An 18,429-nucleotide genomic window follows, 5' to 3' on the forward strand; every position below is an offset into this window, starting at 1 on the left:
AAGTTATATTCAGTCAGTAACGTTATCGCTATTTGAAAAATAATCAAGTAGGGTTTTCCATTTTTGCGTTCGCCTGGCGTCACTTATTAATAAAGCTAATAACTTTCAGCGGCAATGGCATAAATAAATCGCAAAACTATAACAAACAGGTTATTAGCGCGAAAAAAATTATCTGATTTCGCTCTACAAATAGCGTGACGCTGAGCGGTAATCCCAACTGTTAACAATAAGCACCGTCTTTCCAATAAACAAAGCCTGATTAACAGCAAACCTGTCGCGGCGACCTAACGTGTCTCACCCTGAACACGCCGCCTTCAATAAGAGGAGAGGGCTAACCTGTCGCGTTCGATTGTTACGTTAGCCAACGGTAAAAGGCTCTTTACAACCTTTACGTAAATCCCTTCATCCGCCTATCGACGAAAGTTTCGCCTTTCCGTATGATGGCGCCAATTTTACACCCTGTAGAGAACCTATGATGATAAGCCTGATAGCGGCTTTAGCAGCCGATCGCGTTATTGGGATGGAAAACGCTATGCCGTGGGATCTGCCTGCGGATTTAGCCTGGTTTAAACGTAATACGCTGAATAAGCCGGTCATTATGGGCCGTCTGACCTGGGAATCGATTGGCCGTCCGCTGCCGGGACGGCAGAACATCGTCGTCAGCAGCCAGCCGGCGCAGGCCGAAGGCGTCACCTGGGTCAGCTCGCTGGATGAGGCGCTGGCGGCGGCGGGTGATGTGGAAGAGGTGATGGTTATTGGCGGTGGACGTATCTATGAGCAGATGCTGCATCGCGCCGATCGTCTCTATCTGACCCATATCGACGCTGAAGTGGAAGGCGACACGCACTTTCCCGACTATGAGCCGGACGAGTGGCAGTCGGTCTTCAGCGAGTTTCATGATGCCGATGAGAAAAACTCCCACAGCTACTGCTTTGAAATTCTCGAGCGCCGCTGATCGCCCACATTAACCGTTTCTGTTAGCCAGTTGTAACATGGCTGTCATTTTTGACCTCTAGCATTGCTTCCACTCTGGGACACCATAAAGGAAGCAATGCAAAATGACCGATAAAATTCTTGCGCTTAACAGCGATTCGTTGCTCAATCCAACACGTCGTAAACTGCTGGCCGGCGGCGGCGCGCTGGGGCTCGCTGGCTTTCTCGGCGGCGGCGTCAGCCTGCCCGCCTTCGCGCAGGTCACTTCTGCGCCGACCAACAGTCCGCTGCTGGGATTCACCGGCATTCCCGCCTCAACTGCCGATGAAATCGCTATTGCGCCCGGCTATCGGGCCGAAGTGCTGATCTCCTGGGGCGAGCCGCTGGTAGACGGTGCGCCGCCCTTCGATCCGCAGGGCAACAACAGTGCGGCCGATCAGGAAAAACAGTTTGGCGACAATAACGACGGCATGAGCTTTTTCGCCATCGACGATAATCGTGGCGTAATGGCGATTAACAATGAGTACGTCAACGAACAGTACCTGTTCGCGCACGGCGGCAGCAAAGCGACCAGCGTGGAAGATGTAAAAAAATCGCAGGCCGCGCACGGCGTTTCTGTGGTTGAGGTGGCGCGCGGCGAAGGGAACCGCTGGCATGTGGTGCGTCCGTCACGCTATAACCGCCGCATCACCGCCAATACGCCGATGCAGTTTTCCGGCCCGGCGGCAGGCAACGCGGCGCTGCAAACCACCGCCGATCCCGAAGGCAAAACGGTGCTGGGCACCTTCGGCAACTGCGCCAACGGTAAAACCCCGTGGGGCACCTATCTCACCTGCGAAGAGAACTTCGACACCTATTTCGGCACCAAAGCAGCCGATTTCAGCCCCAGCGCCCAGCAGAAACGCTATACGCTGAAAGCGAACGAGCCAGAGCGCAACTGGTCCGATTTTGACGAGCGTTTCGATGTGGCGAAAAACCCTAATGAATTCAACCGTCACGGCTGGATAGTGGAGATCGATCCGCTCGATCCTGCTTCGGTGCCGATCAAGCGCACCGCGCTGGGCCGCTTTAAGCATGAGAATGCCGCGGTCACGGTGGCGAAAAGCGGCGAGCTGGTGGTCTATATGGGCGACGACGAGCGCGGCGAATATATCTATAAATATGTGTCACGCGGTAAAGTCGACCACGCTAACCCGACGGCGAATCGCGCCCTGTTGGATGAGGGCACGCTCTATGTGGCGGTATTTGAAGGAGACAAAAACGGCACGCCGCTGAAAGGCACGGGTCGCTGGCTGGCGCTGACGCATGGACAGAATGGCCTGACGGCGGAGAACGGCTTTCAGGATCAGGCGGCCATTCTGATTAACGCTCGCGCAGCGGCGGACGTGGTAAAGGCCACGCGGATGGATCGTCCGGAGTGGATCGCCGTTAACCCGCATGACGGCCGCGCCTATTGCACGCTGACCAATAACAACAAGCGTGGCAATGAAAAGATGCCGGTAGATGCGGCCAATCCGCGCCCTGACAATATATATGGTCAGATTATCCGTTGGGATGAGGGAGGCGACGCCACGGCGCAGCAGTTCAACTGGGATATCTTCGTGCTGTGCGGCAACCCGATCGCTCATCCGCAGGGCGTACAGCGCGGCACGCCCAATATCACCGCTGAAAACACCTTCAACAGCCCTGACGGTTTAGGCTTCGACGGCGCCGGGCGGCTATGGATTCTCACCGACGGCAAATACAGCAATGAAGGCGACTATCAGGGGCAGGGCAATAATCAGATGCTGGTGGGTGACCCGGAGAGCGGTGAAATTCGTCGTTTTATGGTGGGGCCGAAATCATGCGAGCTGACCGGCATTACGTTCACGCCGGACTATAAAACGATGTTCGTTAACGTACAGCATCCGGGAGAAGAAGGGGATTCGCACTTCCCGAACAACAGCCCGCGGCCACGTTCCTCGGTGATCATGATCACCCGCGAAGATGGCGGCGTGCTGGGCGCCTGACGAAGGCAGCGCCGGGCCGTCTGACGGCCCGGCCGTACTTATTCAGCGCGCAGCGCAGCGGGCGCTACATCGTCGCCTTCGGCGCTTTGCTGGCGGTTGGACGGCTGAATAAACAGCTGGCGATCTTCCCAGCGCAGCATCGTTAGCGTTCCGCCCCAACAGCAACCGGTATCAAGGCCGATAATCCCTTCCGGGGTGCCTTTGCCTTCCAGCGAGGCCCAGTGGCCGAAAATAATGGTGTAGTCGCGTGCCACCGGGCTTTCAATGGCGAACCAGGGCTTCAACGGCGGCGGCGCCGAGCCGGGCGCGTCTTTGCAGATCATATCCAACTGCCCGTTAGGGAAACAGTAACGCATGCGCGTCAGTGCATTAGTGCTGAAGCGCAGGCGCGCCAGGCCGGTTAGCTCCGGCGTCCAGTTGTTCGGCATATCGCCGTACATCGCGTTCAGGAACAGCGGGTAGCTGTCGCTGGAAAGCACCGCTTCGACTTCCCGCGCGCACATTTGTGCGGTTTCAATATCCCACTGCGGCGTAATGCCCGCGTGCGCCATCACCAGCTTCTTCTCTTCATCCACCTGCAGCAAAGGCTGACGGCGCAGCCAGTTGATCAGCTCGTCGGCGTCGGGCGCCTCCAGCAGCGGCGTAATGCGATCTTTCGGCTTGTTGCGGCTAATGCCGGCATAGACCGCCAGCAGATGCAGATCGTGATTGCCCAGTACCATGCGCACCGCGCTGCCCAGCGAGCGCACAAAGCGCAGCACCTCCAGCGAGCCGGGGCCGCGCGCGACCAGATCGCCTGTCAGCCAAAGGGTGTCTTTTTCAGCGTCAAAGGCGACCTGCTGCAACAGAGACTGCAGTTCATCGTAGCAGCCATGAATGTCGCCAATCAGATATGTACTCATGAAATAGTTACCTGGATAAGAAACGGCAAACCCGGCCGTAGCCGGGTTTCTCATCAGTGAATGCGCGAAGGGACGGCAAGACGGAACACGGGAATATCGACATGAAACTGTTCGCCTCGATCGTCGATCATCACGTAATGCCCCTGCATGGTGCCCATCGGGGTTTCCAGCACCGCGCCGCTGGTGTACTGATATTCATCGCCGGGCGCAATGTGCGGCTGTTCGCCAATCACGCCGTCGCCCTGAACTTCGGTTTCGCGTCCGTTACCGTTGGTAATCAACCAGTAGCGGCTAAGCAGCTGCACGTTGTCACGCCCCAGGTTGCGGATGGTAATGGTATAGGCGAACACGTAGCGCTCCTCATCCGGGGCTGATTGTGATTCGACATAAAAACTCTGTACCTGAACACACACTCGGGGCGATTCATTCATGCCTTAACTCTCCTGCGACTCAGGGTGCGCAGTTAACCAGTTCGCTAACTGACAATATTGGGCGACGGTGATGTTTTCCGCACGCAGGCTGCCGTCGATGCCCAGACTGTCCATCACCTCGGCGCTAAACAGATGGCCCAGGCTGTTGCGCAGCGTTTTGCGGCGCTTGCCGAAGGCTTCGGTGGTGATACGGCTCAGCGCGCGAATATCCGTAACCGGATGCGGGCGCGCTTTATGCGGCACCAGACGCACCACGGCGGAATCGACTTTCGGCGCTGGCGTAAAGGATTCCGGCGGCACTTCCAGCACCGGGATCACCTGACAATAGTACTGTGCCATCACGCTTAAGCGGCCGTAGGCTTTGCTGTCGGGGCCGGCCACCAGACGGTTGACCACCTCTTTCTGCAGCATAAAGTGCATATCTTTGATCGCATCAGTATAGCTGAAAAGGTGGAACATCAACGGTGTAGAGATGTTGTAGGGCAGGTTGCCGAAGACGCGCAGCGGCTGGCCTTTCTCCGCCGCCAGGCTGGCGAAATCGAAGGTCATGGCGTCCTGCTGGTAAATCGTCAGCTTCGGGCCGAGGAACGGATGCGTTTGCAGGCGCGCGGCCAGATCGCGATCCAGTTCGATTACGGTCAGCGCGTCAAGGCGTTCGCCAACCGGCTCGGTCAGGGCGCCGAGGCCGGGACCGATTTCCACCATCGCCTCGCCGGGCTGAGGATGGATAGCCGAAACGATGCTTTCGATAATATAGGTGTCGTTAAGGAAGTTCTGCCCAAAACGTTTGCGGGCGAAATGACCCTGGTGGACGCGATTATTCATTGACTTCTTTGATCATAGTGATGGCGAGATTAAGCGCCGTAATAAAGCTTCCCGCATCGGCGTTGCCCTGGCCGGCCAGTTCAAGCGCGGTGCCGTGGTCAACGGAGGTACGGATAAAAGGCAGGCCAAGGGTGATATTCACCGCGCGGCCGAAGCCCTGGTATTTTAACACCGGCAGGCCCTGATCGTGATACATCGCCAGAACGGCGTCAGCATGCTGCAGGTATTTCGGCTGGAACAGCGTATCCGCCGGCAGCGGTCCGGTCAGATTCATGCCCTGCTGACGCAGCTTCTCCAGCGCCGGAATGATGGTGTCGATCTCTTCGCGGCCCATATGACCGCCTTCGCCCGCATGCGGGTTCAGACCGCAGACCAGAATATGCGGCTGGGCGATGCCGAATTTGCGCTGTAAATCCTGATACAGAATGCCAATCACTTCATGCAGGCTGGCTTCGGTGATGGCGTCCGAGACCGCTTTCAGCGGCAGATGCGTAGTGGCTAACGCCACGCGCAGCGTCTCCGTCGCCAGCATCATGACGACGCGATCGCAAGCGGCGCGCTCGGCGAAAAATTCCGTATGGCCGCTGAAGGCGATGCCGGCGTCGTTAATCACGCCTTTATGCACCGGACCGGTGATCAGCGCGGCGAATTCGCCGCTCAGACAGCCGTCGCAGGCGCGGGCGAGCGTTTCCAGCACGTAACGGCTGTTGGCGACCTCCAGCTTTCCGGCAGTGACCGGCGCGGCCAGCGCGATCGGCAGCACGGTCAGCGTGCCGGCGCGCTGCGGCTGCGCTGGCGCGTCGGGCTGATAGTCACGCAGGGAGAGGGGCAGGCCCAACTGCTGCGCCCGCTCGGCGAGCAGCTGCGGCGACGCGCAGACCACCAGTTCAACCGGCCAGTCGCGCTGCGCCAGTTGAAGGGCGACGTCGGGACCAATCCCGGCGGGTTCGCCGGGAGTGATGACAACACGAGCGTTACTGCGCATTGGCGTCCAGAATTTTAACGTAGGCGCTGGCGCGCTGTTCCTGCATCCAGGTTTGCGCTTCTTCCGCAAACTTACGGTTGAACAGCAGACGATAGGCGCGCTCTTTCTGCGCCGCATCGGTTTTATCAACCTTGCGCGTATCCAGCAGCTGAATCAGATGCCAGCCGAAAGAGGAGTGCACCGGCTGGCTGGTTTCGCCTTTGCTCAGGCGCAGCAGCGCATCGCGGAAGGCGGGATCGTAAATTTCTGGAGAGTTCCAGCCCAGATCGCCGCCCTGGTTGGCGGAACCCGGATCGTCGGAGAACTGTTTCGCTGCTGCGGCGAAGCTGGTTTTGCCGCTTTTGATGTCATCGGCAATCTGTTGCAGCTTCTGGCGCGCCTGCGCGTCGGTCAGAATCGGCGACGGCTTCAGCAGAATATGGCGCGCATGCACTTCCGTTACGGAGATATTCTGGCTCTCACCGCGCAGGTCGTTGACTTTCAGGATATGGAAGCCGACGCCGGAGCGGATCGGACCGACGATATCGCCTTTTTTGGCCGTGCTAAGCGCCTGAGCGAACAGTGTCGGCAGCTCTTCAATTTTGCCCCAGCCCATGTTGCCGCCCTGCAGCGCCTGGGAATCGGCGGAGTAGGTGACCGCCAGCTTACCGAAATCGGCGCCGCTGTTTAGTTCGCCCATCAGCTGTTTCGCCAGTTTCTCCTGGTCGTCAACCTGCTGTTGCGTCGGGTTTTCCGGCAGCGGCAGCAGGATATGGCTAATGTTCAGCTCGGTGCCCTGGCTGTTCTGCGCAGCGACCTGTTTCGCCAGCGTGTCCACTTCCTGCGGCAGGATGGTGACGCGACGACGCACTTCATTGTTGCGCACTTCGGCAATCTGCATCTCTTTGCGGATCTGCTCACGATAGGCGTTATAGTTGACGCCATCGTAGGCCAGACGGCTGCGCATTTGATCCAGCGACATGCGGTTCTGAGCGGCGATATTGGCAATCGCCTGATCCAGCTGCTGATCGCTAATCTGCACGCCCATCTGTTTGCCCATCTGCAGGATGATGTTATCCATCACCAGGCGTTCGACAATCTGGTGGCGCAGCGTGCGGTCGTCCGGCAGTTGCTGTCCAGCCTGCTGCGCCTGCGCTTTTACCGATTGCATCATGCCGTCAACGTCACTTTCCAGAACGACGCCGTTATTGACCACGGCGGCGACTTTATCAACTACCTGCGGGGCTGCGATCGCGGTGTTAGCGGCCAGCGCAACACCCAGTATCAGCATTCTCCAGTTCTTCATACGTTTTCCATTTTTCTTTCCGCACTGCGGGTTTGCCTGTCAAACATTACAACATCAGAAAGCGCGCTGGTAAGGCAGAATGCCCTGACGTAGCATTTGGTTGCTGCCCAGCCCATAGTTCGGACTCAGGCCACGCAACTCAATGTTGAATGAGATTTGGTTTTCATACTTGCTGTTGTCGTTTTCCCAGCCGTTGATTTTGCGCTCATAACCTACGCGGATAGCGTAGCAGCAGGAGCTGTACTGCAATCCGAGCAGCTGATCGGCAGGCTGTTTTTCCTTGGTGTCGTAGTAGTAAGCGCCTACGATTGCCCAAGAATCAGCGATGGGCCAGCTGGCTGTCATGCCGACCTGCGAGATGCCATTCTCGTAAATCGGGTTGTTGCTAATGTTGCGGTTCAGGGCACTGGCCACATATTCCGGGCTGCTGTAACGGTAGTTCAGCTGCACCATGCGGTCGGCGTCGCGGCGATATTCCAGCACCGCGTTGCCCTGCGCAACGTTATCCAGACGCGTATCATACTGAACGCCGCCGCGGACGCCCCAGCGATCGCTGACGCGCCACCAGGTGTCGCCGGCCCAAATCAGGCTGCCGGTGTCATCTTCATCGCTGGTGGTGTTCAGCCCGGTGCGCGACGGGGTAAACGAGTAGATTTGACCTACGGACAGATTAAAACGTTCAACCAGATCGTTATCATAAATACGCGTCGTCAGACCGCTGGCCACCTGGTTAGCGGAAGCGATGCGATCCAGGCCGCTATAGGTGCGGTCGCGGAACAAGCCGGTGTAGTCGGTTTGCAGCAGCGTGGAGTCATACGCCTGGATATGGCTCTGATCGCGGTACGGAACGTAGAGGTACTGAACGCGCGGCTCCAGCGTCTGGGTGTAGCCTTCCGCCCAGTTCATGCTGCGATCGAACACCATACGGCCATCGACTTTAAACTGCGGCATCACGCGGTTCACATCTTCTTTCAGCTGATTATTTGCGTTTGCTCTTAACGAGTTGTAATAGTCGACGTCGCTCTGTTGGTAGTGAGTCGCCAGCAGTTTCGCTTCGGTATTCAGGCTGCCCCAGTCGTTAGCCAGCGGCAGGTTGATCGTCGGTTCCAGATGCAGGCGCACCGCATCCGGCAAATCTTTGTTCACGTTGGTGAACTGCACCGCCTGTGCGTAGAGATGGGTATCGAATGGCCCAACGTCATTTTTGTAGTAGTTAAAGTCAAACTGCGGCTGTGCGCGGTAAACGTTTCGCGAGCGGTTGGTGTCGAATACCTGGAAGTCTTTGCTGGAGAGCGTGGCGTCCCAGTTGGTATCCGCATAGCTGACGCTGAATTTCTGTGTGGCGTAGCCGTCGGTAGTGGAGTAGTACTTCGAGTCGAGATCCTGGAAGTAGTAAGGATCGCTGACTTTGGTGTAGTCGGCGTTAAAACGCCAGTGCTGCTGATAAACGCCGGAGTGACGCCAGAAAAAGAGCCAGCGGTTGGCGTCGCCGTCGTTGGAGTTACGCGCCGCTTCGTCACGCTTGTATTCGTCGTCGCTCGGCAGATAGTCGAACTCTACCAGACCGGTGCCAGCCTGCGTCAGATAACGGAACTCATTCTGCCATTGCAGGCCGCGCCTGCTCAGATAGTTCGGCGTAATGGTGGCGTCCATCTGCGGCGCGATGTTCCAGTAATAGGGCAGCGCGAACTGGAAGCCGTCATTATTACTGTATTTCGCGTTCGGGATCAGGAAGCCAGAGCGGCGGCGATCGCCGATCGGTAGCTGCAGATAAGGACTGTAGAAGACCGGTACCGGGCCAAGTTTAAAGCGCGCGTTCCAGATCTCCGCTACCTGTTCCTCACGATCCTGGATCACCTGCGAGCCGACCACGCTCCAGCTGTTGCTGCCGGGCAGGCATGACGTAAAGGTGCCGTTTTCGAGGATGGTGTAGCGGTTGTTGCCGCGCAGCTTCATCTGATCGGCGGTGCCGCGGCCCTGACGTCCTACCATCTGGTAGTCACCGTTCCAGACGTCGGTGTCTTTCGTGTTCAGGTTTGACCAGGCTTTCGGGCCTTTCAGGATGACCTGGTTGTCGTCATAGTGCACATTACCCAGCGCATCGACGGTACGGACCGGCGCGGTCTGGCCCGGCTGCTGGCGTTGATGCAGCTGCACTTCGTCAGAACGTAGACGGCTGTTGCCCTGCTGAATGTCGACTTTGCCGGTAAATACCGCGTCGTCAGGGTAGTTACCCCTGGCGTTATCAGAATGTATCGTTACCGGCAGTTGATTCGCGTCGCCCTGCACCAGGGGACGGTTATAACTTGGTACGCCCAGCATACACTGCGACATCAGATCGTCGGCGAGGGAGTGCTGACTGTAAAGCGCTGCGCCAATCATCGTGGCCAGCAGTGTGGGTATACGTTTTTTCATACGCGGTATCGAGAATTCCGTAATTACTGGCATCATGCCGACAAAACGGTCAGAGACTAACGTACTGAACTGCGTTGCGCCAGTGTTAATCCTTGCCTGTCCGCGTTGCCGTTAGGCAGCGAGATAAATGACAGGTATGATAATGCAATTTTTATTCTTCGGCATGGCGAATTGAGGAGTATATGCGCTATTGGGGAAAAGTAATTGGTCTGGTGCTGGGATTGCTTTCCGGCGCAGGCTTTTGGGGACTGGTGATTGGTCTGCTGCTCGGCCATCTGGTCGATAAAATTCGCGAAACGCAGAGCAGGGCATATTTTTCCAATAATCAGACCCGACAGACAATTTTTTTCCGCACCACTTTTCAGGTGATGGGACATTTAAGCAAGGCAAAAGGGCGCGTCACCGAAGCGGATATTCAGATCGCCTCGTTGCAGATGGATCGCATGCAGCTGCACGGCGCGGCGCGTACGCAGGCGCAGCAGGCGTTTCGTGAAGGCAAGCAGAGCGATTATCCGTTGCGTAACAAACTACGCGAGCTGCGCAGCGCCTGTTTTGGCCGTTTCGATTTGATTCGGATGTTTCTGGAAATCCAGATTCAGGCGGCGTTTGCCGACGGTTTGCTGCATCCCAATGAGCGTCAGGTGTTGTATGTGATCGCGGAAGAATTAGGGATTTCACGCGTGCAGTTCGAACAGTTCTTGCGGATGATGGAAGGCGGACAGCAGTTTGGCGGCGATCGCGCCTGGAGCGGCGCGTCGCAGGGCGGCCCGCGTTACGGCGCGCAGCAGGGGCCGACGCTGGAGGCTGCCTACAAGGTTCTGGGCGTGAAGCCAACCGATGACTATATGACGATTAAGCGCGCCTGGCGCAAGCTGATGGCGGAGCACCATCCCGATAAGCTGGTGGCGAAAGGTTTGCCGCCAGAGATGATGGAAATGGCGAAGCAGAAGGCGCAGGAGATTCAGGCGGCCTGGGATCTGATCCGCAAAGAGCGAAAATTTAAGTAGTTTTGGTGCCGGTTTGCTGGGGCTTTGGTGCCGGTTTGCTGAAGGCCTCCGTGCCGGTCAGAAGAGAGGCTGGCCGTTCGGCGGGACGGCATGCACCCATCCCTGGGGCCTCCGCCCGCGCCTTCCCTGGCGCGGGAGGCCCGCCTCTTCGGCCAGCCCCTCTTCTTCCCCTGATAGTGTGCTTTAAATTCCAACAACCGGGAAAATGCTGAATCGCTCCCGTTTCAGAACGTTATCTATACGCTTTCAGTCACTGAGGTGCAGGATAAAGTGATAAGCAAGCGATACGGCATTTTCAAAAGGAAAATCGGCATCGCTAAAGTTGAAGAGCGGCAAGCAGATTGGCACAAAACGAAAGGAAGTAACAGGCAGGCCGTGCAGTAAAGCCTTCGCGTCAGGGATGACGCGGCGGAGTCTCCAGGGATGGATTGACGACGTCTTTACGGAGCGGCCTGCCTGTTGCTGACGGCGCAGGACGGGCGTCAACCTCGCGACCGCCGCGTCATCACCCACGTTAACGCCCACTCAGCCCGCCGCGACACCGTCTACGTTAAAGCCCACTCAGCCTGCCACGACATCATCTACGTTGAAAGCCCGCAGTCCGCTGCAATATCGCCACCCCAGCGTCAACGCGCTCGCCGCAGGCCGTTAAAAATCGGCGGGCTGGCGGAACGTCATGCGGTTGCCGAAGGCAGGATGGGTAATCGTCAGCGACTCGGCGTGAAGTTGCAGACGCGGCGCTAACGCCTGCGCCGTCTCATGCGCATAAAAGCGGTCGCCCAGAATCGGATGGCCCAGCGCCTGCATATGCACGCGCAGCTGATGCGAACGGCCGGTAATCGGCTTCAGCTGCACGCGAGCGGAGTTATCCGCTGCCCGCTCCAGTACCTGATACTCCGTTTGCGCCGACTTTCCGGTCTCAAAGCAGACCTTCTGCTTCGGACGATTCGGCCAGTCGCAAATCAGCGGCAAATCCACCAGTCCCTCATCCTTATCGGGATGGCCCCAGATACGCGCCACATAGCTTTTTTCCGGCTCGCGTTCGCGGAACTGGCGCTTCAGCTCGCGTTCGGCCGCCTTCGTCAAGGCCACCACCAGCACGCCACTGGTGGCCATATCAAGGCGGTGCACCGATTCAGCCTGTGGAAAGTCACGCTGAACGCGCGTCATCACGCTGTCTTTATGCTCCTCAAGACGGCCCGGCACGGACAATAACCCGCTCGGCTTATTGACCACCATGATGTGATCGTCCTGATACAAAATATGCAGCCAGGGCTCCAGCGGCGGGTTATAGGGTTCCATCGTCTGCGTCTCCGGTTCGCTTACTGATGAGAGACGACGATCAGGCGCAGCGCGTCCAGACGCCAGCCGGCATCATTCAGGCTGGCCAGTACCTCGCTGCGGTTGCTCTCCAGCGCGGCGATCTCATCTTCACGGATATTTGGGTTCACCGCCTTCAGCGCTTCCAGACGCTCTAGCTCAGCGCTCAGCTTTTCATCCGCCTCGGCGCGCGCCGCGTCGATCAGCTTACGCGCCGCTTCCGCCGCCTGCGGCTCCGCCAGCTGCAAAATCGCATGCACATCCTGTTGCACCGCGTTCACCAGCTTGCTGCCGTTATGGCGGTTCACCGCGTTCAGCTGACGGTTAAAGCTCTCAAATTCCACCTTGTCGGCCAGATTGACGCCTTTGCGATCCACCAGCAGACGCACCGGCGTTGGCGGCAGAAAGCGGGTCAATTGCAGATGTTTCGGCGCCTGCGCCTCCACCACGTAAATCAGCTCGATCAGCAGCGTGCCGACCGGCAGCGCCTTGTTTTTTAACAGTGAAAGGGCACAGCTGCCGGTATCGCCTGACAGGATCAGATCGAGACCGTTGCGAATGATCGGGTGTTCCCAGGTCACATACTGCGCATCTTCACGCGCCAGCGCCTGATCGCGATCGAAGGTGATGGTGCAGCCTTCTTCCGGCAGGCCGGGGAAATCGGGCACCAGCATATGATCGGACGGCGTCAGCACAATCAGGTTATCGCTGCGATCTTCCTGGTTGATGCCGATAATATCGAACAGGTTAAGGGCGAAGTTGACCAGCTCGATATTGTTATCCTGACGGCTAATCTCTTCCGCCAGCGCCTGGGCTTTCTCGCCGCCGTTGGAATGCAGCTCCAGCAGACGGTCGCGGCCCTGCTCCAGCTGCGCGCGCAGCGCATCGTGCTGCTGACGGCATTCAGCGATAAACGCGTCCAGCCCTTCGCTGTTTTCCGGCGCGGCCAGATAGCCGATCAATTGATCGTGCACCCGATCGTAAACCGTGCGTCCTGTCGGGCAGGTATGCTCGAACGCATCCAGCCCTTCGTGATACCAGCGCACCAGCACCGACTGCGCTGTTTTCTCCAGATAAGGCACCATGATCTGAATATCGCGCGTCTGACCGATACGGTCGAGGCGGCCGATACGCTGCTCCAGCAGATCGGGGTTGAACGGCAGATCGAACATTACCAGCCGGTTGGCGAACTGGAAGTTGCGTCCTTCGGAACCGATTTCTGAACAGAGCAGCACCTGCGCGCCATCCTCTTCCGAAGCGAACCAGGCGGCGGCGCGGTCGCGATCGATAATCGACAGCCCTTCATGGAATACCGCGGCGCGAATGCCTTCACGCTCGCGCAGCACCTGCTCCAGCTGTAGCGCGGTCGCCGCTTTGGCGCAGATCACCAGCACTTTTTCTTTGCGGTTGCTGGTCAGATAGCCCATCAGCCATTCAACGCGCGGATCGAAGTTCCACCAGGTGCCGCTGTCGCCCTCAAACTCCTGATAAATCTGCTCCGGGTAGAGCATATCGTGCGCGCGCTCCTCGGCGGATTTACGTGCCGCCATGATGCCGGAAACCTTGATCGCGGTCTGATACTGCGTCGGCAGCGGCAGACGGATCTGATGCAGTTCGCGATGCGGGAAGCCCTTCACGCCGTTACGGGTGTTGCGGAACAGCACGCGGCTGGTGCCGTGACGATCCATCAGCATGCGAATCAACTCTTCGCGCGCCGCCTGCCTGCCGTCGCTCTTGCCGTTGGCGGTTTGCAGCAGCGGTTCGATATCCTGCTCGCCGATAAGATCGCTCAGCAGATTCATCTCGGCGCTGGTGATGCTTTTGTCTTCCAGCAGCATGGCGACCGCATCGGCGACCGGGCGATAATTCTCCTGCTCGGCGACGAACTGCTCAAAATCGTGGAACCGATCCGGATCGAGCAGGCGCAGGCGCGCGAAGTGGCTCTCCATGCCGAGCTGCTCCGGCGTCGCCGTCAACAGCAGCACGCCGGGGATCTGCTCCGCCAACTGTTCGATAACCTGATATTCGCGGCTCGGCTCGCCTTCGCTCCAGGCGAGATGATGCGCTTCGTCTACGACCAGCAGATCCCACTCCGCGTCCGCCAGCTGCTGTAAACGCTGTTTGTTGCGACGCACGAAATCGAGCGAGCAAATCACCAGTTGCTCGGTATCGAACGGATTGTCGCTGTCGTGCTGCGCTTCGGCGTAGCGCGCGTCGTCAAACAGCGAGAAACGCAGGTTAAAGCGACGCAGCATTTCCACCAGCCACTGATGCTGCAGAGTTTCCGGCACAACGATCAGCACGCGATCGGCGCGGCCGGCCAGCAGCTGCTGATGAATAATCATCCCGGCTTCGATAGTTTTGCCGAGGCCCACCTCATCCGCCAGCAGCACGCGCGGCGCGTGACGGCGGCCCACATCGTGGGCGATATGCAGCTGGTGCGGGATCAGGTTGGTGCGCATGCCGCGCAGACCGCTGACAGAGAGACGATACTGCTCGCTCTGGTAACGGCGCGCGCGAAAGCGCAGGGCGAAGCGATCCATGCGGTCAAGCTGACCGGCGAACAGACGGTCCTGTGGCTTGCTGAACACCAGTTTGCTGTCGAGCAGCACTTCGCGCATTTCCATCGGCTCCTGAGTATCCAGACGGGTGCCGATATAGGTTACCAGGCCATTATCATTGCGTACTTCAGCGACTTCCAGCTGCCAGCCTTCATGGCTGGTGACGGTATCGCCGGGATTGAAGATCACACGGGTAATGGGAGAATCATTTCGGGCATAGAGACGGTTTTCACCGGTAGCAGGAAAAAGCAGAGTAACCATACGGGCATCCAGGGCAACCACAGTTCCCAGTCCCAGTTCGCTTTCCGTGTCGCTGATCCAGCGTTGACCAAGTGTAAAAGGCATAGATGTTTAGCTCGCGATTCTCGTAATAACAGGTGTCATGCTCCCGCCCGGACAATAGCGTTGCGGCCAGGCAATAAACATGTCTGGCTAAGGCCCAGGAGCGGTGAATTCAGGAAGGGCGCTATGGTACTGGAAGGTAACGCGTTCGTCACCTGTCAAAAAAGGCCCAGCTGCCCGGTAATCAGTGTAGCAAAGTCATCCTGTACGAAAGGCAATATCCCGTCGGCGACCGGCTGCAGCTGTTTTGTCAGGTAGTGATCGTAATCCAGCGGCGCGGTGCGCGCTTCCAGCGGCTCCGGCCCGGAGGTGGTCATGACATAGCGAATGGCGCCCCCTTTTTGATACTGTAACGGGCGGCCCAGTTTTTTATTCTGTTCATCGGCCAGGCGCGCGGCGCGCACGTGCGGCGGCACGTTGCGTTCATATTCGTGCAGCGGGCGGCGCAGGCGCTTTTTGTACACCAGCTGCGCGTCCAGTTCGCCGTCCAGCAGCTGGCGTACCGTTTCACGGATATATTCCTGCCAGGGCTGGCCGCGGAAAATACGACCGTAGAGCGCCTGCTGAAATTCCTGCGCCAGCGGCGTCCAGTCGGTGCGCACCGTCTCCAGCCCTTTAAATATCATGCGTTCCTGGCCCGCCAGCTGGATCAGCCCGGCGTAACGCTTTTTACTGCCCTGTTCCGCGCCGCGAATGGTAGGCATCAGAAAGCGCACGAAATGCGTTTCATATTCCAGCTCCAGCGCGCTTTCCAGCTGATATTCCGCCTGCAAATGGTCGCGCCACCACTGATTGACCAGGCTGACCAGCCGCTGACCGATAGCGTCGGCGCTGGCAGTATCGTGCGGCGCCTTCAACCAGACGAAGGTGGAGTCGGTGTCGCCATAGATGACTTCGTAACCCTGCGCCTCTATCAGCTGGCGCGTCTGTTGCATAATCTCGTGGCCGCGCAGCGTGATAGAAGAGGCGAGACGCGGATCGAAAAAGCGGCAGGCGCGAGTGCCCAGCACGCCGTACAGGGCGTTCATAATAATTTTTAGCGCCTGCGACAGCGGCTGGTTGCCCTGACGCTTCGCCGCTTCGCGTCCCTGCCAGATCTGATTGACGATGGCGGGCAGACAGTGGTTGTGACGCGAAAAGCGCGCCTGGCGGAAGCCGGGCACCGAATCTTTATCGTCAGGATGAGCCAGTCCCTCCACCAGCCCGACCGGATCGATTAAGAAGGTGCGGATTATCGACGGGTAAAGGCTTTTATAATCCAGCACCAATACCGAGTCATACAGGCCAGGGCGTGAATCCATCACGTAGCCGCCGGGGCTGGCGTCCGGCGCCACCTCGCCGAAATTGGGCGCGACGAAACCGGCGCGATGCATGCGTGGAAAATAGAGATGGCTGAAAGAAGCCACCGAGCCCCCATGGCGATCCGCCGCCAGCCCGTTGACGCTGGCGCGTTCCAGCAAGAACGGCATCAGCTCGGTTTTCTGGAAGATGCGCGTCACCAGCTCGCAGTCTTTCAGGTTGTAGCGCGCCAGCGCCGGCTTATCGTTGGCGAAGCGCTGGTTAATTTCTTCCATGCGCTGCCAGAGATTATCAATCGCCTTGCCTTCGCCCAGCAGCTGGCGCGACACCGACTCCAGGCTGAATGAGTCGAAATTCCAGAAAGCGGATTTCAGCGCTTCGATGCCGTCGATAATCAGCCGTCCCTCCGCCTGCGCGAAAAATACGCCGGGTTTGAAGCCATGCTCGCGCCACTCCAGCGGCGTCTGGTTGCGTCCCAGACGCAGCGGAATCCCGTAGCGATCGGCGTGCTTTTGCAGCACGCGCAGGTCAAACTGCACCACGTTCCAGCCAATCAGCACGTCGGGATCCTGTGCGGCGAACCAGGCGTTGAGTTTTTCCAACAGCTGCGGACGGCTGCTGACGTAATGCAGTTCAAAGTCGAGCTGGCTGGCGTCGCCGTTTTCCGGCCCCAGCATCCACACGATGCGCTGACCACAGCCTTCGACGCCGATGCAGTAGAGTTCGCCATGCTGGGTGGTTTCGATATCGAGCGACGCCCAGCGAAGCTGCGGGCGATAATCGGGGTGCGGCTTAAGGCGAGCGTTGATCAGACTCTCTCCGGCCGGTTCGCCGCTGAACCAGACCGGCGCGGTGATAAAGCGCTCCATCAGGAAACGATCCGGCGGGCGCACGTCCGCCTCATAGAGCGGAATAGCCTGTTCGCGCAGCCGCTTTTCCAGCCGCTGCAACTGGCGATACTGCGAGCAATAAAGGCCCAGCACCGGGCGATGGCGAAAGTCTTTCAGGGCGAGCGGCAACAGTCGCCAGTCGCGCTCATCGGCCAGCAACTGCCTCGCCTGCTGCTGATATTCTGCGGGTAAAAAGGCGACAGATTCTTGCGGCGGCAGCACCAGACGCTGCGGTCCGTTATCGGTCGCCAGCCATAGAACGATCTCGGTGCCGTTTGGCGTATCGCGCCAGTGGCGCGTCAGCAGAAAACCTGCGCGTGCGTTGTTCACCCGATGCCTCTGAAAAGCGGAAAATCGCGCCAATGATAGCATGTTTATTTATACAGTTCTTAATCTCCTGCCAACCTGAAAAGATTTAAATTCGGGACATGTCTTGAATCGGCATGCGCTTTTCACCGGTATTAATAAGCGCTTAACGATAACGCACGGGACGCGGCTACATCAAAACCGCATCGGCAGGAAGCGCGATAAATGACAGCTTTAACCTTTCCTTGTACTGTTTTTACTACCCAGAGAAAAATGAACGACAGAGCGGCGGCGGATATGCGATATGGCGACTTAACGGCTTCCCAGCTGCGAAAGCGCTACTCTCTTACGGATGTATCAGAAACGGTGGACCCTTACAGCGGCGTACGGCTTACGCCGTTCAATTTACCGCAGTCGCGTTTTTTCCGTTCCCATGCTGTCAAAAACGCGGGAACCTGTTCGTATCAGGTCTGCGCGCAGCTGCTGTTTGATGAAATGCGCAGCCTGAGCTGGCCTTTCTCCATTTATAGTCCCTATCGCCAACTGATTAATAAAATGATTGACCATATGCAGTACGCTGATGGCACGCCTTTTAGCGATGCGGCGCTGGATATGGCGTTAAGAAATCAGTTACTGGAGGATAATTCGGATGACAGCTCGCTAAAAGCGATAAGGGAGACGATTAACAGGTATGTTGATTATGCAAAAGGCATCTATCCTAAAAAGCACCTTCCTCACTTTAATAATAATATTCAAGATATGATATTACCTAAGTTTGTACGTAAAGAGGATAACTTTAATGGTTTGGGTATTACCATTCATGATATCTATGCTGTTCAGATAAATATACTATCATTAGAGGTTAAAAATGACAGGTGGGTGGCCAGAGTACAATATCTGGCCCAGGATCACTTTGGGC

14 protein-coding genes are annotated in these 18,429 nt (G+C 57.7%); 4 read left to right on the top strand and 10 right to left on the bottom strand.

All coding sequences use genetic code 11. The annotated features are described in order from the left end of the window. The first annotated feature begins 475 nt into the window (after positions 1–475). Together folA and MYY08_RS01055 are read left to right on the top strand one after the other, a co-directional pair. Positions 476–955, top strand: a complete 480-nt coding sequence (gene folA / locus MYY08_RS01050; protein WP_038630125.1) for a type 3 dihydrofolate reductase — start codon at positions 476–478, stop codon at positions 953–955. A gap of 103 nt (positions 956–1,058) precedes the next feature. Continuing rightward, positions 1,059–2,942 (top strand): PhoX family protein, encoded by a 1,884-nt coding sequence (locus MYY08_RS01055; RefSeq protein WP_288012591.1) that lies wholly within the window; start codon positions 1,059–1,061, stop codon positions 2,940–2,942. Positions 2,943–2,980: 38 nt separating this feature from the next. Here MYY08_RS01055 and apaH read toward each other — a convergent pair whose 3' ends face one another. Genes apaH through lptD form a run of 6 tightly spaced genes read right to left on the bottom strand, consistent with a single transcriptional unit; the run spans position 2,981 to position 9,785 of the window. Beyond that, positions 2,981–3,844, bottom strand: a complete 864-nt coding sequence (apaH, locus tag MYY08_RS01060; protein WP_038628340.1) for a bis(5'-nucleosyl)-tetraphosphatase (symmetrical) ApaH — start codon at positions 3,842–3,844, stop codon at positions 2,981–2,983. Positions 3,845–3,897: 53 nt separating this feature from the next. Then, positions 3,898–4,275 carry a Co2+/Mg2+ efflux facilitator ApaG/CorD gene (gene apaG / locus MYY08_RS01065; protein ID WP_038628338.1) on the bottom strand — a complete coding sequence of 126 codons (378 nt, stop codon included), beginning with the start codon at positions 4,273–4,275 and terminating at the stop codon, positions 3,898–3,900. Between the two features lie 3 nt (positions 4,276–4,278). Then, the gene (gene rsmA / locus MYY08_RS01070) at positions 4,279–5,100 is read right to left on the bottom strand and encodes a 16S rRNA (adenine(1518)-N(6)/adenine(1519)-N(6))-dimethyltransferase RsmA (RefSeq protein ID WP_038628335.1); all 822 of its coding nucleotides are present in this window, start codon (positions 5,098–5,100) and stop codon (positions 4,279–4,281) included. After that, positions 5,093–6,085, bottom strand: coding sequence for a 4-hydroxythreonine-4-phosphate dehydrogenase PdxA (pdxA, locus tag MYY08_RS01075; RefSeq protein ID WP_038628332.1), 993 nt, complete (start codon positions 6,083–6,085; stop codon positions 5,093–5,095). The genes rsmA and pdxA overlap by 8 nt, the downstream gene beginning before the upstream one ends. After that, on the bottom strand, positions 6,075–7,370 hold the full coding sequence (gene surA, locus MYY08_RS01080; RefSeq protein ID WP_038628330.1) for a peptidylprolyl isomerase SurA: 1,296 nt from the start codon (positions 7,368–7,370) through the stop codon (positions 6,075–6,077). The genes pdxA and surA overlap by 11 nt, the downstream gene beginning before the upstream one ends. A gap of 54 nt (positions 7,371–7,424) precedes the next feature. After that, a complete protein-coding gene (gene lptD, locus MYY08_RS01085; protein WP_502888442.1) occupies positions 7,425–9,785 on the bottom strand; it encodes an LPS assembly protein LptD in 2,361 nt (786 codons plus the stop codon). A 182-nt stretch (positions 9,786–9,967) separates the two neighbouring features. Between lptD and djlA the strand changes: the two genes are divergently transcribed. Further along, on the top strand, positions 9,968–10,792 hold the full coding sequence (gene djlA / locus MYY08_RS01090) for a co-chaperone DjlA (RefSeq protein ID WP_038628325.1): 825 nt from the start codon (positions 9,968–9,970) through the stop codon (positions 10,790–10,792). Positions 10,793–11,038: 246 nt separating this feature from the next. Here the strand turns inward: djlA and MYY08_RS01095 are convergent, their stop codons facing one another. The 4 genes from MYY08_RS01095 to polB all read right to left on the bottom strand — a co-directional run bounded on the left by MYY08_RS01095 (position 11,039) and on the right by polB (position 17,534). After that, a complete protein-coding gene (locus MYY08_RS01095; protein ID WP_133052101.1) occupies positions 11,039–11,317 on the bottom strand; it encodes a hypothetical protein in 279 nt (92 codons plus the stop codon). A 123-nt stretch (positions 11,318–11,440) separates the two neighbouring features. Continuing rightward, positions 11,441–12,160 carry a bifunctional tRNA pseudouridine(32) synthase/23S rRNA pseudouridine(746) synthase RluA gene (gene rluA, locus MYY08_RS01100; RefSeq protein WP_071883709.1) on the bottom strand — a complete coding sequence of 240 codons (720 nt, stop codon included), beginning with the start codon at positions 12,158–12,160 and terminating at the stop codon, positions 11,441–11,443. Beyond that, entirely contained in the window at positions 12,115–15,018 is a 2,904-nt protein-coding gene (rapA, locus tag MYY08_RS01105) for an RNA polymerase-associated protein RapA (RefSeq protein WP_084971332.1), read from the bottom strand. The genes rluA and rapA overlap by 46 nt, the downstream gene beginning before the upstream one ends. 155 nt (positions 15,019–15,173) lie before the next feature. Continuing rightward, entirely contained in the window at positions 15,174–17,534 is a 2,361-nt protein-coding gene (gene polB, locus MYY08_RS01110; RefSeq protein WP_288012599.1) for a DNA polymerase II, read from the bottom strand. A 201-nt stretch (positions 17,535–17,735) separates the two neighbouring features. Here polB and MYY08_RS01115 point away from each other — a divergent pair. Beyond that, positions 17,736–18,429 (top strand): DUF3289 family protein (locus tag MYY08_RS01115; RefSeq protein ID WP_288012601.1); only part of this gene is annotated, 694 nt, incomplete at its 3' end.

This window comes from Mixta sp., from assembly GCF_024610815.1.
Classification (GTDB): Bacteria; Pseudomonadota; Gammaproteobacteria; order Enterobacterales; family Enterobacteriaceae; genus Mixta; species Mixta calida.

Excerpts from the sequence above, each read along its gene's own strand:
- apaH (WP_038628340.1), bottom strand. The coding sequence starts at position 3,844 with ATGAGTACATATCTGATTGGCGACATTCATGGCTGCTACGATGAACTG.
- djlA (WP_038628325.1), top strand. The coding sequence starts at position 9,968 with ATGCGCTATTGGGGAAAAGTAATTGGTCTGGTGCTGGGATTGCTTTCC.
- rsmA (WP_038628335.1), bottom strand. The coding sequence starts at position 5,100 with ATGAATAATCGCGTCCACCAGGGTCATTTCGCCCGCAAACGTTTTGGG.
- folA (WP_038630125.1), top strand. The coding sequence starts at position 476 with ATGATAAGCCTGATAGCGGCTTTAGCAGCCGATCGCGTTATTGGGATG.
- apaG (WP_038628338.1), bottom strand. The coding sequence starts at position 4,275 with ATGAATGAATCGCCCCGAGTGTGTGTTCAGGTACAGAGTTTTTATGTC.
- MYY08_RS01055 (WP_288012591.1), top strand. The coding sequence starts at position 1,059 with ATGACCGATAAAATTCTTGCGCTTAACAGCGATTCGTTGCTCAATCCA.
- pdxA (WP_038628332.1), bottom strand. The coding sequence starts at position 6,085 with ATGCGCAGTAACGCTCGTGTTGTCATCACTCCCGGCGAACCCGCCGGG.
- lptD (WP_502888442.1), bottom strand. The coding sequence starts at position 9,785 with ATGAAAAAACGTATACCCACACTGCTGGCCACGATGATTGGCGCAGCG.
- rapA (WP_084971332.1), bottom strand. The coding sequence starts at position 15,018 with ATGCCTTTTACACTTGGTCAACGCTGGATCAGCGACACGGAAAGCGAA.
- surA (WP_038628330.1), bottom strand. The coding sequence starts at position 7,370 with ATGAAGAACTGGAGAATGCTGATACTGGGTGTTGCGCTGGCCGCTAAC.